Genomic DNA, 24,818 nt, shown 5'->3' on the forward strand with positions numbered 1-24,818 from the left:
GGAGCTTCCTTCCAATTTGTGTTTGATGAATGTCGTTCAGCGCCGGGCGGCAAGCGCGACGACGTTGTCGGGCGTTTCGGTGCCGGATGCAAGGAAACGCTTCAGATTTCGTGCCGCCTGACGGATGCGGTGTTCATTTTCCACAAGCGCGATGCGCACATAGTCGTCGCCATGCTCGCCGAAACCGACGCCGGGGGCTACGGCGATCTCGGCCTTTTCCACTAGCAGCTTGGAAAACTCCAGGGAGCCGATGTGACGGAAAGCCTCCGGAATCGGCGCCCAGGCAAACATGCTGGCCGGCGGCGGCGGAACCTGCCAGCCGGCGCGGCCGAAGGCTTCCACCAGAACGTCGCGCCGGCGATGATAGACGCCGCGCACCTCCTCGATTTCCGCGCCGTCGGAGTTGAGCGCGGCGGCTGCGGCTACCTGGATCGGCGTAAAGGCGCCATAGTCAAGATAGGATTTGACGCGTGCGAGTGCCGCGATCAGCCGCTCGTTGCCGACGGCGAAGCCCATGCGCCAGCCCGGCATGGAGAAGGTCTTGGACATTGAGGTGAACTCTACCGCCACGTCCATCGCGCCCGGCACCTGCAGCACTGAGGGCGGCGGGTTGCCGTCGAAATAGATCTCCGAATAGGCAAGATCGGAGAGAATAATGATGTCGTGCTTGCGGGCGAAAGCGACCACGTCCTTATAGAAATCCAGCGAGGCCACACAGGCGGTGGGATTCGAGGGATAGTTGAGGATGAGCGCCAGCGGCTTGGGAATCGAGTGGCGCACGGCCCGCTCGAGTGCAGGAATGAAGCCGTCGTCCGGCTCGGCCTGCATGGAGCGGATGACACCGCCCGACATGATGAAGCCAAAGGCGTGGATCGGATAGGTGGGATTCGGGCACAGCACCACATCGCCAGGTGCGGTGATCGCCTGCGCCATGTTGGCGAAGCCTTCCTTGGAGCCCAGCGTAGCGACGACCTGGGTTTCCGGATCGAGCTTCACGCCGAAGCGGCGCGCATAATAGGTCGCCTGCGCGCGGCGGAGACCCGGAATGCCTCGTGATGCGGAATAGCGGTGCGTGCGCGGATCGCGCACCACCTCGCACAACTTGTCGACGATGCCCTGCGGCGTCGGCAAATCCGGGTTGCCCATGCCAAGGTCGACGATGTCGGCTCCATGTGAGCGGGCGCTGGCCTTCAGCCTGTTGACCTGCTCGAAAACATAGGGCGGAAGCCGCCGAACCTTGTGAAACTCTTCCATCGCGCTGCACCGGGCCTCGTCACTGCTGCTCTCATACACCGTATCGCATGATCGGTCGAGCGCCGAGACACTGAACCGTTCATTACTGCTCCTGCGTCGCCTCGATGGCCCGGAGCCGCTCGCCGGCATGGGACCGGCTGAGGCGGCGCAGCGCCTCGGCCTGCGCCGCCGCCTCCGCGCGGTCGACCCCGTTTTGCTGCCGCTGCCGCGATCTGGCAAGCTCTTCGATCAACTGCTCACGCTCGCTTTCGGTGATCTGGCTGGTCGCCGCCGGCAGGGGAATGTTGAGATTGGGATAGCCGTCCGGCTGCGTCGTCGCGCGCACCGCCGACTGTGCGCTCGCGGGTGCGGCATCCGTGAGGGAGAGGCTCGAACAGGCCGTCAACGGCAGGATCATCAGCGTGAGACATGCAGCCGCACACCAGCTCGGCAAAAACCATCGTAAGCGGCCGGTAAATCTCATATTCTTTTCTCGAACACGTGTTTCTAACACAATGATACGCGAAACTGACTGTCTTTGGGAGGTCCCCCGCAGGAAATGAGCAGCGGCAAGGATCGGAAATCAGAATCGGACGAGGCCGAGGCTTACCGCGTTGGCGATCCCGAGCGGTTTGCGCTCAATCTTGCGCGCGCGCTCGAAGAGGCCGGCAAGGCGGCCGGCGCCTGGGCGCGCCCGCGCGAAGAAGGCGAAAACCGCGCCGCCGTCGAGCCCTTCGGCGATATGGCGAACACGTTTTCCAAACTTGCCGAATACTGGCTGTCGGACCCCACGCGGGCGTTGGAAGCGCAGACGCGGCTCTTTTCCGGCTATATGGGCATCTGGGCGAACTCCATCCGCCGCCTGAGCGGAGAGGCGCCGGCGACCGAGCCGCTTGAGCCGAAGGCGGGCGACCGGCGCTTCAAGGATCCCGACTGGGCGCGCAACGCCTTTTTCGATTTTCTCAAACAGACCTATCTCGTCACCGCCGACTGGGCGGTGGAGCTGGTGGAGAATACGGAGGGGCTCGACGAGGGAACGCGGCAGAAGGCGCGCTTTTACGTCAAACAGGTGACGGAAGCGCTCTCGCCTTCCAATTTCGTGATGACCAATCCCGAGCTGCTGCGCGAGACGATGGAATCGAGCGGCGAGAACCTGGTGCGCGGCATGCGCATGCTGGCCGAGGACATCACCGCCGGCGGAGGGCATCTCAGGCTGCGACAGACGGACCATGCGAAGTTCGAGCTTGGACGCAATCTCGCCACCACGCCCGGCAAGGTCGTCGCCCGCAGCGACCTGGCCGAAATCATCCAGTATGCGCCGACAACCGAGACGGTCCTGCGCCGGCCGCTCGTCATCGTGCCGCCCTGGATCAACAAGTACTACGTGCTCGACCTCACCCACGAGCGCTCCTTCATTCGCTGGGCGGTGGACCAGGGACATACGGTCTTCGTGATTTCCTGGGTGAATCCGGATGAGCGCCATTCGTCCAAGAACTGGGATGATTACATCCGCGACGGCATTGAGCTTGCCGTAAACGAGGCCACGGCCCGCACCGGCGAAAACAAGGTGAACGCGGTCGGCTATTGCGTCGGCGGCACGATGCTGGCCGCAGCACTCGCGCTGATGGCGCGGGAGAAAGACGATCGCATCGCCTCCGCCACGTTCTTCGCCACCCAGGTCGACTTCACCCACGCGGGCGATCTGAAGGTTTTCGTGGACGAGGATTGGCTAAAGATCCTGGAAAAGGAAATGGGGGACCGCGGCTATCTGGAGGGCAACCGGGTGGCGACCGTCTTCAACATGCTGCGCGCGCGGGATCTGCTGTGGCCCTATGTGGTCAACAACTATATGCGCGGCCGGGAGCCCTTGCCCTTCGATGTTCTGTACTGGAACGCAGATTCCACGCGGCTGGCCGCCGCCAACCAGCTCTACTATCTTCGCAACTGCTATCTGGAGAACAACCTGGCCCATGGCCGGGCAGAGCTGCGCGGCCAGCGCCTTTCACTTTCGGACGTCAACATTCCCGTCTTCAACCTGGCCACGGTGGATGACCATATCGCGCCGGCGAAGTCGGTCTACCTCGGTTCCAAGCTCTTCGGCGGCCCCGTGGAGTTCGTGCTGTCGGGCTCCGGGCATATTGCCGGTGTGATCAACCCGCCGCATCTCGACAAATATCATCACTGGACCGGCAGCACGTCACCGGGCGATCTGGAGGAGTGGATCGCCGGGGCCGAAAAAACCACGGGCTCGTGGTGGCCACGCTGGCAGGCATGGATAGAAGAACAGGACGATCGCCGTGTGGCGGCACGAAAGCTCGGGGCGCGAGACAAGTCTCTGAAAGACGCTCCGGGCGAGTATGTTCTTACGCGATTTTGATTTTTGACGCTCCAATCTGTTCAACTAATATAACACTTAAACACATTGCGATTTGCGGTTAGTCTCTTTACCAAACGGTTAGATTTTATGCTGCTTCGGAGCAACGGGGTGGATTTGAACTAATCCGTTTTGCCGGAGAGGGAATATTTTGATCCGTATTAGACGGAATACGACGACGAGAGGGAATCCCTGCCGCGTCAGCAGTGTTTTTGCCGGCGTGATTGCCGTCTTTCTGACTGCCTCCTGTTCGTCATCCCCCGATGCGCTTGGCCAGCTTGGCCTTACGCCGACCGCACTGCAAAACGCCCAAGCGGAAACGTCCAGGTCCGATGACCGCGGCGAAGTGGAAAGTGCCACTGCACCTGAAGCTGCCGAACAGCCTGCGGCGGCAGGTGAAGACCGGAGTCCGTCCGGGGAGATCAGAGAGCAGGCCGAGCTTTCACAAGACCCGGAACAAGCAAGCGGCACTGTCGAGACCTCGGAGAGTACGGAATTTGCCCGGCCGCAGAGGACCAATATCTTCGCCTCGTTGCTCTCCGCGCGTGATTCGAACGCAGCACAGGAGGACCGGCAGGGCCGTCCCGAAACCGCGGCCGGCGATGGCCAGCCTGCAGAACAGCCGGAATCCGATGACGCCCATATTGCGCTTGCCGCAGAATTGACGCGCACAAAATCAGGTGACGGCGTCAACCAGAACGATGCACCGGAACGGAAAAACCTGCTTTCGGCTTTTTTCGCGCCGGCAGAACAGCCTGCAAGCACGTCCAATCCCGTCGCGGAACGGGACGAAGCAGTCACTGCCATGGAGGCTGGACCGAAACAGGTAGCAGCACGTTCGTTCGGTGGTACGAGGGAAATCACTGAGCCGATTGTCGGCAGCGCTGCCCTGCCCGGCGTGCGGGACAATGACGAACTTTTCAATATCGTGCGCAGTTCCGGCAGCGGCGACAACAGTGATGTCGACCTCTATGAGCAGAGCGGTTCCTATGAGGTGGCTTCGGCTGCCGGCCTCGCGCGCTTGGCGCCCAACGGTCTATTGAAACAGCGCGACAGTGTCGATGTCTCCTGTTTCAAACCTAAGCTGGTGCAAAAGCTCAAGAGAATCGAGCGCCACTTCGGCAAACGTGTCGTCGTTACCTCCGGCTACCGCAGTCCCGCGCATAACAAGCGCGTCCGTGGCGCGCGCAACTCCCTCCATATGTCCTGCTCGGCGGCAGACATTCACATCAAGGGTGTCGGCAAGTGGGAATTGGCCCGCTTCGCCCGCTCCATTCCCGGTCGCGGTGGCGTCGGCACCTACTGCCACACGCGCTCGGTGCATGTGGACGTCGGCCCCGAACGCGACTGGAACTGGAGTTGTTGACCTTAGCAGGCGAAAAATCAGCGACGAATCGCCGGAACGACTTGCCCCCGAGGCCGAACGTCACTATAAGGCGCCTCGTCTTGCACGCGCCCATCGTCTAGCGGTCTAGGACGCCGCCCTTTCACGGCGGAAACACGGGTTCGAGTCCCGTTGGGCGTGCCAAGAAAATCAGATGCTTATGCAATGGTTTTCATGCTGGGGGCAATTCCTCCATTTCTCCGTAGAATCCGCATCATTCACCGCCTTTCATTCGGTCGCCTTTCGTTTGCCGATTCGGAACTCCGTGGCATAGTGGCTCCATGGGAATCGAAAGATCGCGGTGGAGAATGTCGAAGTGACGCTCCTCGAGGGTTCTTCGGACCGGCAGAGGCAATCCGGGCGGGCAGCAGCAAGGAGTGAAGCCATGACGAGATGGAAGCTGATCGGCGCGGTAGCGCTCGTCGCGGGGACTGCGCTTTCGGCACCCGCTGCGGCACAGCAGGCCGCAGACGCGCTGGCCCCGGAGGCGGCCAGCCGCACGCAAGAAAATGCATTGGTCGAGGCCGAGCGCCAGATGGTGGCCGCGGCCAATCCGCTGGCGGCCGAAGCTGGGCTGGAAGTCCTGCGCGAAGGCGGAAGCGCGGCTGACGCTCTGGTCACCGTCCAGACCGTTCTGGGCCTCGTCGAACCGCAATCCTCCGGCCTCGGCGGCGGCGCTTTTCTCGTCTGGTACGATGCCGAGAGCGGTGAAATCACTACGTTCGACGGTCGTGAAACCGCCCCGATGGCAGCATCGCCGGAGCTCTTTCTGGACGAAAGCGGCGAACCGATGGGCTTTTTCGAGGCAGTCGTGGGTGGCCGCTCGGTTGGTACACCCGGCGTTGTGCGGCTGATGGAAGAATTTCATGAGCGACATGGCAATCTCGACTGGGAGAGCCTCTTTCAGCCGGCCATCGACCTGGCCACTGACGGCTTCGAAGTCTCACCGCGGCTGCACATGCTCATCGAGGAGGACCGCGGCAGGCTCGATCAGGAAGCTGCCGCGCGGGAGTATTTCTACGACGAATCCGGTGAGCCGCTTGCAACCGGTACACTGCTAAAAAATCCGGAGTATGCCGATACCCTGCAAGCGATCGCTCAGGGTGGCGCCGACGCTTTCTATACCGGTGAAGTTGCCGAGAAGATCGTGGCTGCCGTCCAGGGCCACGAGGAGAATCCAGGACTTCTCAGCCTCGAAGATCTGGCCGCCTATGAGGTAAAGGAGCGGCCGGCAGTATGCGCGCCCTATCGGGACCGGGATGTTTGCGGGATGGGACCGCCCTCCTCCGGCGCGCTGACGGTTGGCCAGATTCTCGGCATGGTCTCCCATTTCGATCTCGCCACCCTTGGGCCCGACGATCCGGAGAGTTGGCGCGTTATCGGCGACGCCACGCGGCTGGCCTTTGCCGATCGCGGGCTCTACATGGCCGATAGCGACTTCGTCTCCATGCCCAAGGGGCTTTTGAACCAGGATTATCTGGAAACCCGTGCCGCGCTCATTCGCCGGCAGACCGCTCTTCCGGACGAGGAGGTAAAAGCCGGCACCCCGCCCTGGGACAAGGCCGAACTGCGAGTGCCGGGCATAGAGCTCGAGCAGCCCTCCACAAGCCATTTCGTCATCGTCGACGAGGCAGGGAACATCGCATCCATAACGACCACGATAGAAAACGGCTTCGGCTCGCGGCAGATGGCCGCCGGTTTCCTGCTCAACAACGAGCTCACCGATTTTTCCTTCTCGCCGGAAAGCGATGGAGAAGCGGTTGCCAACCGGGTGGAACCGGGGAAGCGCCCCCGCTCATCCATGTCGCCGACGATCATCCTGAATGACGGTGCACCCGAATACGCGCTCGGCTCACCGGGCGGGAGCAACATCATTCCCTACGTCGCAAACACCATCATTGCCCTGATCGACTGGGACATGAACATTCAGGAGGCGATCTCGCTTCCCCACCTGACGAATCGCTTCGGCACCTACCATCTGGAAGCCGGCACGTCCGCCGAAGATTTCGCCGACGACCTTCAGGCACTTGGTTTCGAGACCGAGATCACCGATCTCAATTCGGGCTTGCACGGCGTGGCATTCACACCCGACGGGCTGGAAGGCGCCGCCGATCCCCGCCGCGAGGGCGTGGCTGTCGGCGACTGACAGGTGCGCTCGAAGACGATGCCGTGCGGGCCAGACCGCGCGGCTCGTTGTGGAGCATCTGGGCGGCGCCGGGATTTGACGCGGGAGATGCTGGCCCGCTAGGAAGGCACGCTCGCCGTGCGTCCGTTTGCACCGCGCGAGCTTGTTGCATGTTCTCCGACGGGTATCTGGCGCCCCATGAAATTCCCCTCCCCCTTGATCGAAGCCCGACTGGTTCGCCGCTATAAGCGCTTTCTCGCCGATGTGACGTTGGGCGACGGCACGGCGCTGACTGTCGCCGTCCCCAACACCGGGTCCATGCTCGGCCTGACGGCGCCGGGCTCGCGCATCTTCCTTTCGAAATCGGCCAACCCCAAGCGCAAATACGCCCACACGCTGGAGCTGGTCGAGGCGGACGGCACGCTGGTCGGCATCAACACCGGCCTGCCTAACCGGCTGGCGGCAGAGGCGATCCGCAGCGGCCTGGTCAGCGATCTTGCCTCCTATCCGGTCGTGAAGCCGGAGCAGCGCTACGGCGAGCGCTCGCGCATCGATTTCCTGCTGGAGCACCCCGAGCGTCCGCCAGCCTATGTGGAGGTGAAGAACGTGCATTACATGCGCGAGACGGGACTGGCGGAATTTCCAGACACGGTGACGAACCGCGGCGCGCGCCATCTAGAAGAACTGGTGGCCATGCGCGCGGCCGGCGCGCGGGCGGTCATGGTCTATGTGGTGCAGCGCGGCGATTGCGCCCGCTTTCGTCTTTGCGCCGATCTCGATCCCGTTTATGCGGAAACATTCGCGCGAGCGCGGGCTGCCGGGGTTGAAGCTTTCGTGCTAGGGTGCCAAATCAGTGCTGAAGCAATCATCCCCGATCGCCTGATCGAAATGGAATTCTGAGGAAATGGTTACATACCTTGACGCCGATACCGCGCCGCTGCGCAACACTGGCCAGATCCGCCTTTATAGCGAGCAAGATTTCGAAGGCATGCGCAAGGCATCGCAGCTTACCGCGCGCTGCCTGGACGAACTGGCCTCGATCGTAAAACCCGGGGTGACGACCGCAGAGATCGACCGCTTCGTTTTCGAGTTCGGGCAGGACAACGGCGCCATTCCCGCCACGCTGAACTATCGTGGCTATACGCACTCCACCTGCACATCTATCAACCATGTGGTCTGCCACGGGATACCCGATGAGAAGCCGTTGAAGAACGGCGATATCGTCAACATCGATGTGACTTATGTGATTGACGGCTGGCATGGCGATTCCAGTCGCATGTACCCGGTTGGCCAGATCAAACGCGCCGCCGAGCGGCTTCTGGAGGTCACGCACGAGTGCCTGATGTTCGGCATTGCAGCCGTCAAGCCCGGCGCACGAACCGGGGCAATCGGCGCGGCGATCCAGGACTATGCTGAAGGCCAGCGCTGCTCGGTGGTGCGTGACTTCTGCGGCCACGGGGTGGGCCGTCTTTTCCATGATGCGCCCAATATTCTCCACTATGGCAGCCCCAACGAAGGCGTGGAGATGCGGCCGGGCATGATCTTCACCATTGAGCCGATGATCAATCTGGGCCGCCCGCACGTGAAGGTGCTTTCCGACGGCTGGACGGCAGTGACGCGCGACCGCTCGCTCTCGGCGCAGTACGAGCACTCAATCGGCGTAACGGAGAATGGCTGCGAGATATTCACCCAGTCGCCGGCTGGGCTGGATCGGCCGGGCCTGAGTTCATAGACTTTCGGCAGCGGCCGGCGGGGGGGCGGTTCATGACCGAAGACGACGAGCGCGGCTTTTTCGGCGAGGGCGCAGTCCAGCCGGCGGTGGAACCCGGCCGGAAAATAGGGAAGAAAGCAAGCAAAGGCGGCAAAAAGCATTATGAAGGTCACCGGGAGCGGCTGCGCCAGCGCTTCGACGAGGCCGGCAGCGACGCTCTTTCCGATTATGAGCTTCTGGAGATGCTCCTTTTCCGCTCCGTGCCGCGCGCCGATACCAAGGCACCTGCCAAGGCGCTTTTGGAGAAATTCGGCTCCATCGGCGAGGTTCTTGGCGCGCCGGAAAGCAGGCTGCGCGAGGTGCCCGGCATCGGCGAGGCCGCCGCGCGCGACCTGAAGCTCATCGCCGCCCTCACCCAGCGCATGCTGAAGGCGGAGGTGCGCGGACGACAAGTGCTCTCCTCGTGGTCGCAGGTGCTGGAATATTGCCGCGCGACCATGGCCTATGAGGACCGCGAACAGTTCCGCATTCTCTTCCTTGATAAAAAGAACGCCCTCATCACCGACGAACGCCAGCAGGTCGGCACCGTCGACCACACGCCGGTTTACCCTCGCGAGATCGTGCGCCGCGCGCTGGAGCTTTCGGCAAGCGCCATAATTCTGGTGCACAACCACCCTTCGGGCGACCCCACGCCCTCACGTGCCGACATCGAAATGACCAAGACCATCATCTCCACCGCCGAGCCGATGGGCATCACGATCCATGACCATATCATTATCGGCAAGAACGGCCATGCGAGCATGAAGGGCCTGCAGCTGATTTAGCTGCAAACCGGCATTCAGGATAACCAGCGGCAAAACCTAACTGTAAAGCTGACGCAAGACGTGTGGGAGACCGGCCAGCCTCTCGTTAATTATGATTGGAAGGCTGACCGGCCGTTTTTATCGCGCCTCTGCCGGGCGCGCTAGTGTCCCCCCGCCCCTGCCAGATACAAGCAGGAACCATGCCAGCTCCCGGCGGAAGCAGAAAGATCATCGAAAAACCAGATGCTTGGGTGGAAACCCTGAATCAAATTGGCAAGATCGCCAAAGAACCAGAGTCCCGCAGGGAAACAGACGGATAGTCATATCCGGACGTGACGTGCCAAAGCGCGACACGTGAAGCAGGCCACGCAGCTATGTCGGTTGCTCAGGCGTAGGAAATGCCGCTGTCGCTTCCGGGGCTCGCCTCTTCGCGTTGAACGGCGGAAACGCTGGATTGCTCGCCGAGCTCCATCAACAGCCGTAGCCGGGCTCTGTTGAGCCGGCTCTTGATCGTGCCGATCGCGCAATTGCAGATCGTGGCAGCCTCCTCGTAGCTCATCCCCAGAACCCCGATCAGCATCATGACTTCCCTCTGCTGCTCGGGCAGGCGCTGGATGGCGCTGTGGATCTCCAGACCCCGCGCTGACCATTCCTGGGTGGCCCCGACAACGGGTTTTGCCGATACGCAGTCGGCAGACCCCGGCGCCTCGCGCTTCGAAACCTTGATTTTCGTGTAGAAGGTGTTGCGCATGATAGTAAAAAGCCAGGACTTCATGCTCGTCCCGACTTCGAATTGGTGTAAGTGAGAAAGGCCTTTTGTGAGCGTCTCCTGTACCAGGTCGTCAGCATCGTTGGCGTCCCGGTAGAAGGTCCTCGCAAAGGCACGTAGCGCGGGGATAAGGTCGACGATCTCGGAGCCGGGGTGCCTCGGAGCGCTGTCTCTCAATTGGGCGGACGGTGCCATTCCGAAATCCCTTCTCATGCGACCAGACGTTTCGGCTGCTTGCGTGGATTAATGCGCGATGGCGCGGTGAGTTCCAAAGCCGCATCGTGTGTTGCAGAGAAAGGGGCGCGAACCGCCGCAAGAATTGGGATAGCCGGGAGCGACACTTGCCGCTCCCGGCTTTTATGCTGCGCTGTGCAGGAAATTTACAGCTTGATGTTCCGCAAGCGCAGCGAATTGCCGATGACGGACACCGAAGACAAGCTCATGGCGGCTGCAGCGACCATTGGCGAAAGCAGCACGCCGAAGACCGGATAAAGGACGCCCGCGGCGATCGGCACGCCTAGCGCGTTGTAGACGAAGGCGAAGAAGAGGTTCTGCTTGATGTTGCGGATCGACGCCTTCGCGAGCTTCCGCGCCCGGACAATGCCCGTCAGATCACCTTTCACGAGCGTGATCCCGGCGCTTTCCACAGCCACATCGGCCCCCGTACCCATGGCAATGCCGACATCGGCAGCGGCCAATGCAGGCGCGTCGTTAATACCGTCGCCCGCCATGGCCACTTTGGCCCCCTTGCCGTGCAGTTCGTCCACCAGTGTCTTCTTGTCTTCCGGCAGGACGTCGGCCCGCACATCATCGATCCCCAGCTTCTCGGCAACGGCGCGCGCGGTGCGCTCATTGTCGCCCGTTGCCATGATGATGGTGAGGTCCAGCGCATGCAGCGCCCGGATGGCATCCGCCGTCGTCTCCTTGATCGGATCGGCTACGGCGACAACACCGGCGAGCTTGCCTTCGAGCGCGACGAAGATGGCGGTCTTGCCTTCGGCCTGAAGCTTTTCGGCCTCACTGCCGAGTTCGCCTTCCTTGATGCCGAGCTCCTTCATCATGGCCGCGTTGCCGAGTGCCACGCGCTTGCCGGAAACCGTGCCGGAGACACCCTTGCCGGTTACGGCCTCGAAATCGCTCGCCGACGAAAGCTTGACGCCTTCTGCCTCCGCGCCTTCGACGATGGCTTCGGCCAGCGGATGCTCCGAGCCGCGCTCCAGGCTTGCCGTAAGCGACAAAAGCTCTGCGCGGTCGAGGCCCTGAGCAACGACCACATCGGTCAGCTTAGGACGTCCTTCGGTCAGCGTGCCAGTCTTGTCGACCACCAGCGTATCGACTCGGGCAAAGCGCTCCAGCGCCTCCGCGTCGCGGATCAGCACGCCCGCCTGCGCGCCGCGCCCGGTCGCTGTCATGATCGACATTGGTGTCGCCAGGCCCAGGGCGCAGGGACAGGCGATGATGAGAACCGATACCGCCGAGACGATAGCGAAAATCATACTGGGTGCCGGGCCGAAGATCGCCCAGACAATGAACGCGACAACGGCGACCAGCACCACGGTTGGCACGAAATAGGAGGCAACCTTATCGGCCAGCCCCTGGATCGGCGCGCGGGAGCGCTGGGCTGCCGCAACCATCTCGACGATGCGCGACAGCATCGTGTCGCTGCCGACCTTCTCCGCCCGCATGATGAGGGTGCCGTTCTTGTTGAGTGTCCCGCCGGTAAGACCGTCCCCTCCCTGCTTTTCGACTGGTACGGCCTCGCCCGAAATCATGGATTCATCGAGTAGCGAACTCCCCTCCTCCACAACACCATCGACCGGAATGGAGTCGCCCGGTCGCACCCGCAAACGATCGCCAACCTGCACCTCTTCCAGCGGAACGTCGGCTTCCGAGCCGTCGGCACTGATCCGCCGCGCGGTCTTGGGCGAAAGGTCGAGAAGAGCGCGGATCGCGGAGCCCGTGCGGGCGCGCGCCCTGAGTTCCAGCACCTGCCCCAGGAAAACGAGCGCGACGATGACTGCCGCTGCCTCGAAATAAACCGGCACAGCACCGCCATGGGTGCGGAAAGCCGACGGAAAGGCTTCCGGCACGAATGTCGCGACGACGCTATAACCAAACGCCGCCCCGACACCAATCGCGATCAGCGTCCACATATTGGGACTGCGGTTGACGATCGACTGCCATCCGCGTTGGAAGAAAGGTGCGGCGGCCCAAAGCACCACGGGCGTGGCCAGAACAAGTTCCACCCAGTTGGCCAGACGCTCGCCAAGCCAGCCGCGCACCGGCAGGCCGAGCATCGATCCCATCGATACTATCAAAATCGGGATCGCCAGGACCGCGCTAACCCAGAGCCGGCGCGTGAAGTCGATCAATTCCGGATTGGGCCCTTCATCGCCTGTCGGCACGCCCATCGGCTCCAGCGCCATGCCGCAAATGGGGCAGCTTCCCGGCTCGTCGGCAACGATCTCGGGATGCATTGGGCAAGTGTACTGCGTTCCCTCGGGCATGGCCGCTGGCGGCGGCTGGTCACCGAGATACGCATCGGGATCGGCGTCGAACTTGTTCTCGCATCCTTCAGAGCAGAAATAGTAGCCCTGCCCTTCATGGCGGGAAAAATACCGCGCCGTGGCACGATCCACATTCATCCCGCAGACCGGATCCTTGGCCGTAAGAAAGACCTCGGGCTCTTTGGCGAAGCGATCCCGGCAGGACTGGCTGCAGAAGTGATAAGTGTGGTCGCCATAATCCATGCTCGGCTTATCGCTGGCCGGATCGACCGTCATGCCGCAGACGGGATCCCGGACGACCTTCTCCTGGCCCGCTGGGGGCTCCGACTGGCTGCGATGGCTGTGCGCATCATGTTTCATTCGTGTGTCTCCAGAGAGTCGTGTCGCCATCTGAGATAGAGGTTCCAGTTACTGGAAGGTCAAGTCTCCATTGCTCTCGACAATTGGTCATCGCACGCTTGTATGAAAGGCCGTGTGGTGAAATATTGGTTCCTGATGCGATGACCGACCAGACGGAGCACGGTGGCATTCCCGAACTTCATTTGATACGGTCCAAGACCTGAGCGATGCCTATGAGCGGCGAGACGACGGAACCCTATTCGGCTGGTGGTGCCAGCGTACACCCCTGGCCGGGCAAAGCCGGCCCGGTGCATACGCGGGAGTCTCCGAGCTCGGCAAACGGATCCCTTGCGCGCAATCCAGGCATGCCGCTCGACCTCGGCTGGCTGGAAGCCATGCGCCACGTCAACCGCAGTGCGCTGGAACGCCGTGCCGCGACCCTCACCAAACGCCGCTCGATCAAGAAGGATCATCAGGCAGCCTGGCTTTTGCGGGCCATTGCCGTCATGGACCTGACCACGCTTTCAAGCGACGACACACAAGAGCGTGTGCGCCGGCTCTGCGCGAAGGCGCGCGATCCGTTGCGGGCCGATCTTGTCGTGGGGCTCAACATCGAGGAGGCAGACATTCGCCCTGCCGCCGTCTGCGTCTACCAACCTTTTGTCGCGACAGCCGTGAAGGCGCTGAAGGGCACGGATATCCACGTAGCCGCGGTCTCGACCGCTTTTCCGCACGGCCTTGCGCCGCTGGAAACGCGTATCAGTGAAATAGAGGCATCAGTCGCTGACGGCGCAGACGAGATCGACGTGGTCATCCCGCGCGGTCTGGTGCTCGGCGCACAGTGGGAACGTCTCTATGACGAGATCACACGCTTCCGCGAAGCCTGTGGCAAGGCGCATCTGAAGGTCATTCTGGGTACGGGCGATCTCTCGACGCTGCGCAATGTCACGCTTGCCTCAATGGTGGCCATGATGGCGGGAGCCGACTTCATCAAGACCTCGACCGGCAAGGAAAGTGTGAACGCCACCCTGCCCGTGGGTCTCGCCATGGTGCGCACCATCCGCGCCTATCACGAGCGCACCGGCATCCATATCGGCTTCAAGCCGGCCGGCGGCATCTCGACGGCCAAGACAGCGCTCGAATGGCTGATCCTCATGCGCGAGGAGTTGGGCCGGCGCTGGCTGGAACCCGACCTCTTCCGCTTCGGCGCGTCCAGCCTGCTGACCGATATAGAGCGCCAGCTCGAGCATCACCTGACCGGGCGCTATTCCGCCGCCCACCGCCACGCCATGGCATAGTCGGAGAAGACCGTGAACATCCTAGAACGATATGCGGCCATGGATTACGGCCCTGCACCGGAATCGCGTGCCGAAGCCGATGCCTGGCTGAAATCCCATAACTTTTCGAAAGCGCTTTTCATCGGCGGCGAGTGGCGGTCAGCAGCCTCCGGAGCAACCTTCTCCGTCGTAGAGCCGGCCACGGGCAAGCCTTTGGCGGATGTGTCGGATGCCGGCGCAGAGGACATCGGAGCCGCCGTCAAGGCCGCGCGCAAGGCCCTGCCCGCCTGGCAAAAGGCTTCCGGCTATGAGCGTGCTCGCATTCTCTACGCGATCGGCCGGGCCATGCAGCGCCACGCCCGTCTCTTTGCGGTGCTGGAATCCATCGATAACGGCAAGCCGATCCGCGAGAGCCGCGATATCGACGTGCCCCTCGCCGCACGCCATTTTATCCATCACGCCGGCTGGGCGCAGACCCTGGAAAAGGCCTACCCGGGCTATGAAGCGGCGGGTGTCGCCGGGCAGATCATCCCGTGGAATTTCCCGCTTCTGATGCTAGCCTGGAAGATCGCGCCCGCGCTGGCAACCGGCTGCACGGTGGTGCTGAAACCGGCGGAGTTCACGCCGTTGACGGCCATTCTCTTCGCCGAGATATGTGGCCGCGCAGGCGTGCCGAAGGGCGTCGTCAACATCGTCCAAGGCGGCGGCGAAACGGGCGCCGCCATTGTCGAGCACCCGGACATAGATAAGATCGCCTTCACCGGCTCGTCCGACGTGGGCAAGATCATTCGCAGCGCGACCGCCGGCACGGGCAAGAAACTTTCGCTGGAACTCGGCGGCAAATCGGCTTTCATGGTGTTCGAGGATGCCGATCTCGACAGCGCCGTGGAAGGGCTGGTGGACGGCATCTGGTTCAACCAGGGCCAGGTCTGCTGCGCCGGCTCTCGCCTTCTGGTGCAGGAAAGCGTGGCCGAAACCTTCATCGCCAAGGTGAAGGCGCGCATGGGCCATCTGCGTCTGGGCGATCCTCTCGACAAGAACACCGATATCGGCCCGCTGATTGCGCCAAGCCAGCTTGAGCGCGTGGAGAGCATGATAGCCGAAGGCGCGCGCCAGGGCGCTGAATGCTGGCAGCCGGCCAGCGACCTGCCACAGGAAGGCTACTTTCACCTGCCCACACTCGCCACGGATGTTTCGCCCGCCAACATACTCGCTCAGGAAGAAGTATTCGGCCCGGTTCTGGCGACCATGACCTTCCGCACGCAGGAAGAAGGAATCGCGCTTGCCAACAACACGCGCTATGGCCTCGCCGCCTCGGTCTGGAGCGAAAACGTCAACCGCACGCTCCATGTAGCGCCGCAACTTAAAGCTGGCGTGATCTGGATCAACGGCACGAATATGTTTGACGCGTCCGCCGGCTTCGGCGGCTACCGTGAGAGTGGGTTCGGCCGCGAAGGCGGACATGAGGGGCTCTACGAGTATCTGAAGAAGCCGGAGAAGAAGGCCGCCTATAAATCGCTGCCGATGCCGGAGGCCGACAGCGAAGCAGGCGGAAGCGGCGTTATCGACCGCACGCCGAAGCTCTTCATCAGCGGCAAGCAGACGCGGCCCGACGGCAACTATGCACTCGCCGTTACTGATCCCAAGGGAAAGGTTCTGGGCGAAGTGGGCGCGGGCAACCGCAAGGACATCCGCAACGCGGTGAGTTCTGCCCGCGCCAGCAAATGGGCGCAGGCCACGGCCTATAATCGGGCGCAGGTGCTCTATTATTTCGGCGAGAACCTTTCCGTTCGCGCGGAGGAGTTCGCTGGACGCCTCGCAAGCCTCACCGGGGCCAAACCGAAGGCCGCACAGGCGGAAGTCGAGCTTTCCATAGAGCGTCTGTTTGCTGCGGCCGGCATGGCAGATAAATATGAAGGTCGCGTCCACCAGCCGCCCATGCGAACTGTCACGCTGGCGCTCAACGACCCGGTCGGCGTCATGGGTGTGGTTGCGCCGGACGAAGCCCCATTGCTGGCGCTCATCACCATGTTGGCCCCTGCCCTCGCCATGGGCAATGCGGTCGTTGCCGTGCCATCGCAGCGCTATCCGCTGATTGCGACGGACCTCTATCAAGTGATCGAGACCTCGGACTTGCCGGCCGGCAGCGTCAACATCGTCACCGGCGATAGTGCCGAGCTTGGCGCCGTGCTGGCTAAACACGACGACGTGGATGGTCTCTGGTGCATTGGCGAGGCCGAGCTTTCTGCGACGGTCGAGCGCGAATCCGCTGGCAATCTGAAGCGCGTGTGGACCAACGCCGGCCGGGCGGTGGATTGGACCGGGAATGATAAACTGGTGGACGATTTCTTGCGCCGCGCAGTGGAGATCAAAAACGTCTGGATACCGTACGGGGACTGAGGCGACAAAACCTTTGGGTGGGCGCCGGGCGGCCATCCATAAACGCCGGGCGCGTACCAACGCTTTAAGCTCGGGCCCGGAACCCTCACCTCAGCTTGGGAACCAGCCGCTCCAGCATGCCGAGGCAGGCGGAAAGCTGCTCGATGGAGACGAATTCGTCCACCTTGTGGGCCTGCTCAATCGAACCGGGCCCGCAGATGACGGCGGAAATGCCGGCGCTCTGGAACAGCCCGGCTTCCGTGCCGAAGGCGACGACTTCGGCCTCTGAGAGGCCCGTCAGTTCCGAGACGATGCGCCCGGCTTCGGATTCGGCAACCGGCTCCAGACCCTCGACCTCTCCGACCGTATGGGTGACGACATCGGCCTCCCCCCAAACCGCTCGCATCGCGGGTTTGAGCACCTCGTCGATATAGGCCAGGATGTTTTCCTTCACGAAATCCGCATCGCTTGCCTGAACCGGGCGCATTTCCCACTCCACGGAGCAGTGGTTGGCGATGACATTGCGCGCAGCGCCCCCTTCAATCCGACCGACTTGAAGCGTCGTCCAGGGCGGCTGAAACGGACTGCTCGCGGGTGCACGCTCCTTCAAATCCTCGGCGAGTGCCATGAGGCGGCCTATATAGCGCACCGCATATTGAATCGCGTTCACGCCACGGTCTGGGTCGGACCCGTGCCCCTCCAGCCCGCGAAACTCGGTCGTGTACTCATAGCAACCTTTGTGGCCCTCAATGATGCGCATCAGCGTCGGCTCCCCGATGATGGCAGCAGCGGGGCGGATTTCCGCCCGCGCCAGATACTCCACTAACGCACGCGCCCCGAAGCAACCCACCTCCTCGTCGTAGGTGAAGGCGAAATGAAGCGGCCGTTTCAGCGGTTGCTCGGCGAATTGCTCGGCCATGGCGAGACAGCAGGCGATATAACCTTTCATATCGCACGTCCCGCGCCCGTAGAGTCGTCCTTCCGCCTCGCGCAGGATGAACGGATCGCTCGTCCAATCCTGCTCCTCGGCGGGGACGACGTCAGTGTGGCCGGAAAGCACAATACCGCCGTCCCCCTCCGGTCCCAGTGTGGCGAACAGATTGGCCTTCGTGCCCGTCTCGTCATGATGCATGGAGAGACGGGCACCAGCCCCGCTCAGGATCTCGCCGGCATAGGCGATGAGTTCTAGGTTGCTCTCTGCCGAGACCGTGGGGAACGCCACCAAATCGGAGAGAATATTCCGGGCTCGGAGGATGTTGGACACTGACCTTAATCCTTCACGATCAGTTCGCGCGGGCGCTTGCACAAGGTCTCGGCCGGCCCTTCTTCCTTGATCAGGATGCTCTCGGTGATTTCCAGCCCCCAATCGGCCATCCACAGACCCGGCATGAAGTGAAAGGTCATGCCCGGCTCCAGTACGGTTTCATCTTCCCGGCGCAAGGAAATGGTGCGCTCGCCCCAGTCCGGCGGGTAGGAGATACCGATGGAATAGCCGCAGCGCCCATCGCGCTTGATGCCGGCCCTCTCCAAAGCACAGTAAAGCGCATCGGCCACATCGCCGGCGCGATTGCCCGGCCGTGCGGCTTCCAGACCGGCCTCGATTCCTTCGACCAAAGCTTTCTCCGCTTCCAGCATGTACTGCGGCGGCGTACCGAGAAAGATGGTGCGGCAGAAAGGTGCATGATAACGGCGGTAGCAGCCGGCGATTTCGAAGAAGGTAGCATGGCCCTCTTCAAAGCGGCGCCCATCCCAGGTCAGATGCGGCGCGGCCGCATCCGAACCTGTCGGCAGAAGCGGCACGATGGCCGGGTACTCACCCCAATCGTCGTCGACGCCGCGAATGGCATCGGCATAGATTTCGGCCACAAGGTCGTTCTTCTTCACGCCCGGTTCGATACGCTCAACAATGCCGTCTATGATCTTTTCCGAGATGCGTGCCGCCCGGCGCATGAAGGCCAGTTCCTCGTCGGACTTCACGGCGCGCTGCCAGTTCACCAGGCCCGTTGCATCGATGAATTTGGCGTCCGGAAGCTCTTCTTTGAGGACCAGGTAAGCCTTGGCCGAGAAGTAATAATTCTCCAGTTCCACGCCGATCCGCTGGTTGCCGTAACCGTGCGCGCGGATGATCTCGGCAAGATTCTGCATGGGGTGAAAGGCATTCGCCTGGATATAGTGATCCGGATAGCGAAGGACCCGCTCATCATCCATGTAGCAGGTGCGGATCGCGCCGTTCCCGTCCATGGAGCGCCCCCACCAGATAGGATCGTCATCCTTGAAGACGAGCACGCCCTGATGGACGTAGAACGACCACCCGTCATATCCGGTGAGCCAAGCCATGCTGGAAGGGTCTTCTACGAACAGAATATCCATCCCCTGGGCTTCCATGGCCTGGCGGGTCTTTTCCAGCCGGTTCGCATACTCTTGGACAGTAAAAGGCAATTGAGACTGAGATGCTGGCATCTTTCCTCCGGAACCGTGCTGAGTCCCGGGCGCCTCGACACACGAAACAGCGACCGATCTGTGCACAGTTGCTTGATTTTCGAGAATACTCGGGAACTTCCTCCGATTGAACGGGCTAGCAATGCCGTTGACAACCGAATGAAGCACGTGATGTTGTATATATCAGGCGCTCTTAGCCAGCAATTCGAATTTTCAGCTCCAACTTGGGAGGAAACCATGAAGCAACTGGTTCTGAAAGGAATGGTGGCGGTCGCAGCTATCGCGGCATCCTTCGGCACCACTACGACGGCTGCCAACGCCCAGAGCACTCTGGAGCGTGCCCAGGAAGAGGGCTACATCCGCGTGGGTTTTGCCAATGAAGCCCCCTTCGGCTTCGCCACACCGGATGGCACGCTGACCGGGGAATCGCCCGAAGTGGCCAAGGCCGTTCTCGGGCGAATGGGTATTGAGGAGGTCGATGGCGTATTGACCGAGTTCGGCTCGCTTATCCCCGGGCTCATGGCCGGACGCTTCGACATCATCGCCGCCGGCATGTTCATTACGCCAGAGCGTTGCGAGCAGGTGCAGTTCTCAGAACCCTCCTATGGTATTGGCCAGGCCCTGCTCGTTCAGGAAGGCAATCCGGAAAACATCGTCGACTACGGCAGCATCGCCGACAACAGCGATCTGACGCTCGCCGTCATGGCTGGCGCCGTCGAGGGCGGCTATGCCGAGGACGCCGGGATTCCCGATGATCAAATCATCATTCTTCCGGATCAGGCGAGCCTCGTCAGTGCGGTTGGGTCGGGACGCGCCGACGCTGCAGCATTGACCGCGCTTTCCATTCAGCGCATGGCCGAGAACAATGACGGCGTCGAATCCACCGAACCCTTCTCCGAGGTCGCCGGTCAATCGGTCATGGGCCATGGCGGCTTCGCTTTCCGGCCCGACGACACCGAGCTTTATGAAGCCTTTAACGAGCAGTTGCAGGAGTTCATAGGCACGGAGGAGCACATCGAACTCGTCTCCGAGTTCGGATTTGGCGAAGGTTACCTGCCGACGGCAACCACGGAAGAGCTTTGCGCCGGCGAATGAACCGGCCTGGCCGGCGCCGACAAACGGCGCCGGCGCTTTAATACCGCAATGATGCCACCTGCAGAGAATGGGGAACGATGCGGTGGTCGGCGCTTACGCTCAGCGCATCGATGAATGAGGGGAGACGCGATGCAGCTTCGCCCGCTCGCGGTCTGTGCAATCATCTTCTTCACAGCGGGACTGGCCATTTCCAGTTTCGCAGGCTTCCGCGAATTCATCCCCGGACTCCTTGAAGGTGGCTTGATCACAATTCAGATCACGCTAGGAGGCGCGGTGGTTGCGATCGTCATGGCGCTTCTCGGGGCCATGGCGAAGATGTACGGCATCGGGCCGATCCGCTGGATCGCGGTCGCTTACATCGAGGTCTTTCGCGGCACGTCGGCGCTCGTGCAGCTCTTCTGGTTGTTTTTCGTTCTCCCCCACTTCGGCATAGTTCTCGACCCGATGACGGTGGCAATCGTTGCCCTTGGTCTGAACATCGGTGCTTATGGCGCGGAGGTTATCCGCGGCGCGGTCAATTCCGTGCCGCGCGGTCAGTGGGAGGCCTCCGTCGCCCTGAACATGCCGCGGGCGCTGTCTCTGCGGCGGATCATCCTGCCGCAGGCCTTTGTCGCCATGATCCCGCCCTGGGGCAATCTGTTTATCGAGCTCCTCAAGGCAACGGCTCTGGTTTCACTGATTACGATTTCCGATCTCACCTTCAGGGCGCAGCAGATGAACCAGATCACCTTCCGCACGGTTGAAATCTTCACCATCGTGCTGATCGTCTACCTCGCTCTTTCAGTTTTGATCACGGTGGGCATGCGCACGCTGGAAACCTTTGCCGCCCGTGGCATCGCGCGGGGGAGGTAATATGCTCTGGGACTGGAACTACGTCTGGGAGATCATGCCGGCGCTCCTGCGCGCCTCCATTGTGACCGTTCAGGCAACACTATTGGGCTTCGTCCTCGCTGCTGTTCTCGGGCTGATCTTCGCCATCCTACGCATGTCGCGGTCAAACTGGATTTCCATTCCAACGGCGGGGTTTGTGGAGTTCATCCGCTCCACACCGGTGCTGATCCAGATTTTCTTTGTCTTCTTCGTCTTTCCCGAATTCGGCATCGTACTGCCGGCCATGGTGGCAGGCGTGATCGCCCTCGGGCTGCACTATGGCACCTATTGCTCGGAGGTTTATCGCGCCGGGCTGGAAAACATTCCAAGAGGCCAGTGGGAGGCTTCGATCGCCCTCAATCTGAGCCCCTACATCACGTTCCGTGACATTATCATTCCCCAGGCGATCCCGCCGGTTATTCCTGCGCTGGGCAATTATCTCGTGGCGCTGTTCAAGGAGACGCCGCTGCTTTCGGCCATTGCAGTCCTGGAATTGATGCAAACTGCGAAAATTCTCGGCTCGGAGAATTTTCGCTATGTTGAGCCGATGACGCTCGTGGGCGGATTCTTCCTTGTTATGAGCATCGTGGCGGCCGCCGGCATCCGCCAGGTAGAAGCCTACCTGAACCGCACCCTGCGAAACCCCGGAGGCGCGCGATGACCACTCCGATGGTCAAGTTCGACAACGTCACCAAGCGCTATGGATCGCTGACCGTTCTCGATTCGCTTAATCTCGACATAGCGTCGAACGAGAAGGTCGCCATTATCGGCCCCTCGGGCTCCGGCAAGACGACCGTGCTGCGTATGCTGATGACGCTCGAGCGCATTAACGAAGGCATTATCTATGTCGACGGCGAGCCCATGACGCATATGGAGCGGAACGGCAAGCTGGTCCCCGCCAACGAACGCCATCTGCGCCGTGTGCGCGGCAATGTCGGCATGGTGTTTCAGCACTTCAATCTTTTCCCCCACATGTCGGCAATGAAGAACTGCATGGAGGCGCCGATCCACGTCCTGGGCCTTTCCAAGCAGGAGGCGGCCGACCGCGCGGCGGAGCTTCTCGACATGGTGGGGCTCGGCGACAAGAAGGACCAGTATCCCAGCCAGCTTTCCGGCGGCCAGCAGCAACGCGTGGCGATCGCGCGGGCCCTTGCCATGCGTCCCAAGGTAATGTTGTTCGACGAGGTGACCTCCGCGCTCGACCCGGAGCTTGTCGGCGAAGTTTTGAACGTCATCCGCAAGTTGGGCACGGAACACAACCTGACCATGTTGATGGTCACGCACCAAATGGGTTTCGCGCGCGAATTTGCCGACCGCGTCTGCTTTTTCTATGGTGGTAAAATCGCCGAGTCGGGCAAGCCGAGTGAAATCTTCAGCAATCCCAAAGAGGAACGCACACGGCAGTTCCTGAGCGCCGTTCTGGAGGCAAGCTGATGGCGACGACCGCGCTGGCGCTAGCCGATATCCTGGACGCTCGCCGAAGGATGGAAGGTGTAGCCACCCTTGACACACCGCTCGTCCCCTCCCCCTTTCTGAGCGAGGTCGCCGGCAGGGATGTTTTCCTGAAGCTGGAGATTGCCCAGGCCACCGGCGCCTTCAAGCTGCGTGGCGCGGCAAATGCAGTTGCGCTGCTGCCGCCGGAGACGGAGGGAGTAACCTGCTGCTCCACCGGCAATCACGGACGCGGAGTGGCGTATGCCGCGGCAAAGCGAGGCCTACGTGCCGTCATCTGCATGTCCACGCTGGTACCGAAGGCAAAGGTGGAGGGCATCCGCGCGCTCGGCGCGGAAGTGTGCATCGCCGGCAAGAGCCAGGACGAGGCGCAGGCGGAAAGCGAGAGGCTGGTGCGGGAGGAAGGCCTGACGGAGATCGCGCCTTTCGATGCCCTGCCCGTTATCGCCGGCCAGGGAACTATCGGACTGGAACTGATGGAGCAGAGGCCGGATTTGGAAACAGTCCTCATTCCGCTGTCGGGCGGTGGACTGGCCGGCGGCGTCGCGTTTGCGCTGAAACGCATCAAACCATCTATCCGCGTCATCGGCATCACCATGGATCGGGGGGCCGCCATGCATGCCGCGCTGCAGGCCGGCCGGCCGGCGGAAGTGACCGAGGTGGAAAGTCTGGCCGACTCTCTGGGAGGCGGCATCGGCGTTGACAACCGCTATTCCTTCTCGTTGTGTCGCGACTGCCTGGACGACGTGGTACTCGTGACCGAGGAGGAGATCTACCGCGCCATGCAGGCCCATTATTACGAGGACCGCATCGTCTGCGAGGGCGCGAGCGCTGTCGGTGCCGCGGCCCTGATGGCCGGAAAGCTGGGGGTGGTCAAAGGTCCGCTTGCCACCATCATCACCGGACGCAATGTGGATATGGCCGTCTACACCGACATCGTGAACGGGCGTGACGTTCAACTTGGAGATTACCTGCTCAAAGGCGCCGCCTATGTCGCATGATATTCTTATCCTGACCGAAACCGAATTGCGCAAGGCCGTTCATCTCGACACTCAGGTGGTTGAAACGGTCGAGCAGGCATTTGCCGCGCTCGGCACCGGGAAGGTCATCATGCCGCCTATTCTTTCGATGGCCATTGCCGAAGCGAATGGCGAGGTGGACGTGAAGACGGCCTATATTCCCGGTTTCGAAGGCTTTGCGATAAAGGTCAGCCCGGGGTTTTTCGACAATCCGAAGATCGGACTGCCGAGCCTCAATGGCCTGATGATCCTCTTCTCGGCAAAAACCGGGCTGGTCCAGGCCGTGCTGCTCGACAACGGATACCTTACGGACGTGCGCACGGCCGCTGCGGGCGCCGTCGCCGCCAAACATCTGGCGCCCCAGAAGGTGGAGACGGCCGGCGTTATGGGAACCGGCGTGCAGGCGCGCCTTCAGATTGAGGCTGCCCATCTGGTACGCCCGTTCGAGCGGGTCCTCGTCTGGGGCCGTAATCCGGAAAAAGCACAGGCTTGCGCCAATGATATTGCTGTGAAGCTCGGCATCGAAGCGAGCGCAGAGAGCGATCCGGCCCGGCTTGTGGCGGAAAGCCAGCTCGTTGTTACCACGACACCCGCGGAAGAGCCGATCTTCAAGGCAGAATGGCTACATCCCGGCCTGCATGTGACGGCCATGGGCTCCGACCAGGAGGGAAAGAACGAGATCGAGCCGCGAGCACTGGTCGATGCCGATCTCTATGTGGCTGACCGTGTGAGCCAGTGCGAAAAGCTTGGGGAGTTGCGCTCTGCCGTTCACGCGGGGGTATGGACCGGGGCAAAGCCGACCGAGCTTGGCGAGATTGTCCAGGGCAAGCAAGGCCGCGTCGACGCCGATCAGGTCACCCTATGCGACTTGACGGGCACCGGCGCCCAGGATACGGCAATCGCCACCTTCGCGCTTTCTACGGCTAGGGAAGCGGGCGCCGGCTCGATCACGAAAAGTTGATATTGGCAGCGCTGCCGCGCCCCCTTCAGCACGGAATTCCCCACAACGGAGGTGGTTGGCGGACGCAAAAAGCACGGCATA

The 24,818-nt window shown here is 61.8% G+C and carries 20 protein-coding genes and 1 tRNA gene; 15 read left to right on the forward strand and 6 right to left on the reverse strand.

The window, feature by feature from the left end:
• Nucleotides 1-36: 36 nt before the first annotated feature.
• Nucleotides 37-1,254, reverse strand: coding sequence for an LL-diaminopimelate aminotransferase (locus LY631_RS06695; RefSeq protein WP_274424363.1), 1,218 nt, complete (start codon nt 1,252-1,254; stop codon nt 37-39).
• A gap of 82 nt (nt 1,255-1,336) precedes the next feature.
• Nucleotides 1,337-1,717, reverse strand: a complete 381-nt coding sequence (locus LY631_RS06700; protein ID WP_274424364.1) for a hypothetical protein — start codon at nt 1,715-1,717, stop codon at nt 1,337-1,339.
• Between the two features lie 75 nt (nt 1,718-1,792).
• Here LY631_RS06700 and phaC point away from each other — a divergent pair, with 75 nt between their 5' ends.
• The 7 genes from phaC to radC all read left to right on the forward strand — a co-directional run bounded on the left by phaC (nt 1,793) and on the right by radC (nt 9,651).
• Nucleotides 1,793-3,610 carry a class I poly(R)-hydroxyalkanoic acid synthase gene (gene phaC, locus LY631_RS06705; RefSeq protein ID WP_274424366.1) on the forward strand — a complete coding sequence of 606 codons (1,818 nt, stop codon included), beginning with the start codon at nt 1,793-1,795 and terminating at the stop codon, nt 3,608-3,610.
• A gap of 148 nt (nt 3,611-3,758) precedes the next feature.
• Nucleotides 3,759-4,973 (forward strand): YcbK family protein, encoded by a 1,215-nt coding sequence (locus LY631_RS06710; protein ID WP_274424367.1) that lies wholly within the window; start codon nt 3,759-3,761, stop codon nt 4,971-4,973.
• A gap of 86 nt (nt 4,974-5,059) precedes the next feature.
• Nucleotides 5,060-5,135 (forward strand) — tRNA-Glu (locus LY631_RS06715).
• A 241-nt stretch (nt 5,136-5,376) separates the two neighbouring features.
• Entirely contained in the window at nt 5,377-7,137 is a 1,761-nt protein-coding gene (gene ggt / locus LY631_RS06720; protein ID WP_274424368.1) for a gamma-glutamyltransferase, read from the forward strand.
• Between the two features lie 177 nt (nt 7,138-7,314).
• Complete coding sequence (sfsA, locus tag LY631_RS06725) at nt 7,315-8,016, forward strand: DNA/RNA nuclease SfsA (RefSeq protein ID WP_274424369.1); 702 nt, start codon at nt 7,315-7,317, stop codon at nt 8,014-8,016.
• A 4-nt stretch (nt 8,017-8,020) separates the two neighbouring features.
• Nucleotides 8,021-8,848, forward strand: coding sequence for a type I methionyl aminopeptidase (map, locus tag LY631_RS06730; protein ID WP_274424370.1), 828 nt, complete (start codon nt 8,021-8,023; stop codon nt 8,846-8,848).
• Between the two features lie 32 nt (nt 8,849-8,880).
• A complete protein-coding gene (radC, locus tag LY631_RS06735; RefSeq protein ID WP_274424371.1) occupies nt 8,881-9,651 on the forward strand; it encodes a RadC family protein in 771 nt (256 codons plus the stop codon).
• Between the two features lie 364 nt (nt 9,652-10,015).
• On the opposite strand, the gene LY631_RS06740 is transcribed toward radC, so the two are convergent.
• Together LY631_RS06740 and LY631_RS06745 are read right to left on the reverse strand one after the other, a co-directional pair.
• Nucleotides 10,016-10,594: a sigma-70 family RNA polymerase sigma factor gene (locus LY631_RS06740; protein ID WP_274424372.1), complete on the reverse strand. Its 579-nt coding sequence runs from the start codon at nt 10,592-10,594 to the stop codon at nt 10,016-10,018.
• Between the two features lie 185 nt (nt 10,595-10,779).
• Nucleotides 10,780-13,266, reverse strand: coding sequence for a heavy metal translocating P-type ATPase (locus LY631_RS06745; RefSeq protein ID WP_274424373.1), 2,487 nt, complete (start codon nt 13,264-13,266; stop codon nt 10,780-10,782).
• Nucleotides 13,267-13,478: 212 nt separating this feature from the next.
• On the opposite strand from LY631_RS06745, the gene deoC reads away from it, so the two are divergent.
• Together deoC and LY631_RS06755 are read left to right on the forward strand one after the other, a co-directional pair.
• A complete protein-coding gene (deoC, locus tag LY631_RS06750; protein WP_445082847.1) occupies nt 13,479-14,543 on the forward strand; it encodes a deoxyribose-phosphate aldolase in 1,065 nt (354 codons plus the stop codon).
• Between the two features lie 12 nt (nt 14,544-14,555).
• Nucleotides 14,556-16,922 carry an aldehyde dehydrogenase family protein gene (locus LY631_RS06755; protein WP_274424374.1) on the forward strand — a complete coding sequence of 789 codons (2,367 nt, stop codon included), beginning with the start codon at nt 14,556-14,558 and terminating at the stop codon, nt 16,920-16,922.
• A gap of 85 nt (nt 16,923-17,007) precedes the next feature.
• Here the strand turns inward: LY631_RS06755 and argE are convergent, their stop codons facing one another.
• Both argE and LY631_RS06765 read right to left on the reverse strand, forming a co-directional pair.
• A complete protein-coding gene (gene argE, locus LY631_RS06760) occupies nt 17,008-18,165 on the reverse strand; it encodes an acetylornithine deacetylase (RefSeq protein WP_274424375.1) in 1,158 nt (385 codons plus the stop codon).
• 5 nt (nt 18,166-18,170) lie between these two features.
• The gene (locus LY631_RS06765; protein ID WP_274424376.1) at nt 18,171-19,361 is read right to left on the reverse strand and encodes a M24 family metallopeptidase; all 1,191 of its coding nucleotides are present in this window, start codon (nt 19,359-19,361) and stop codon (nt 18,171-18,173) included.
• Nucleotides 19,362-19,577: 216 nt separating this feature from the next.
• Here LY631_RS06765 and ehuB point away from each other — a divergent pair, with 216 nt between their 5' ends.
• The 6 genes from ehuB to LY631_RS06795 all read left to right on the forward strand — a co-directional run bounded on the left by ehuB (nt 19,578) and on the right by LY631_RS06795 (nt 24,737).
• Nucleotides 19,578-20,435, forward strand: a complete 858-nt coding sequence (ehuB, locus tag LY631_RS06770; protein ID WP_274424377.1) for an ectoine/hydroxyectoine ABC transporter substrate-binding protein EhuB — start codon at nt 19,578-19,580, stop codon at nt 20,433-20,435.
• Between the two features lie 129 nt (nt 20,436-20,564).
• Nucleotides 20,565-21,287: an ectoine/hydroxyectoine ABC transporter permease subunit EhuC gene (ehuC, locus tag LY631_RS06775; RefSeq protein ID WP_274424378.1), complete on the forward strand. Its 723-nt coding sequence runs from the start codon at nt 20,565-20,567 to the stop codon at nt 21,285-21,287.
• 1 nt (nt 21,288) lies between these two features.
• Nucleotides 21,289-21,966, forward strand: a complete 678-nt coding sequence (gene ehuD / locus LY631_RS06780) for an ectoine/hydroxyectoine ABC transporter permease subunit EhuD (RefSeq protein WP_274424379.1) — start codon at nt 21,289-21,291, stop codon at nt 21,964-21,966.
• Complete coding sequence (ehuA, locus tag LY631_RS06785) at nt 21,963-22,739, forward strand: ectoine/hydroxyectoine ABC transporter ATP-binding protein EhuA (RefSeq protein WP_274424381.1); 777 nt, start codon at nt 21,963-21,965, stop codon at nt 22,737-22,739. Before ehuD ends, ehuA begins: the two co-directional genes overlap by 4 nt.
• Nucleotides 22,739-23,758: a hydroxyectoine utilization dehydratase EutB gene (gene eutB / locus LY631_RS06790; RefSeq protein ID WP_274424382.1), complete on the forward strand. Its 1,020-nt coding sequence runs from the start codon at nt 22,739-22,741 to the stop codon at nt 23,756-23,758. Before ehuA ends, eutB begins: the two co-directional genes overlap by 1 nt.
• The gene (locus LY631_RS06795) at nt 23,748-24,737 is read left to right on the forward strand and encodes a cyclodeaminase (protein ID WP_274424383.1); all 990 of its coding nucleotides are present in this window, start codon (nt 23,748-23,750) and stop codon (nt 24,735-24,737) included. The genes eutB and LY631_RS06795 overlap by 11 nt, the downstream gene beginning before the upstream one ends.
• Nucleotides 24,738-24,818 lie beyond the last annotated feature (81 nt).

Source organism: Chelativorans sp. YIM 93263, from assembly GCF_028767125.1.
Classification (GTDB): domain Bacteria; phylum Pseudomonadota; class Alphaproteobacteria; order Rhizobiales; family Rhizobiaceae; genus Chelativorans.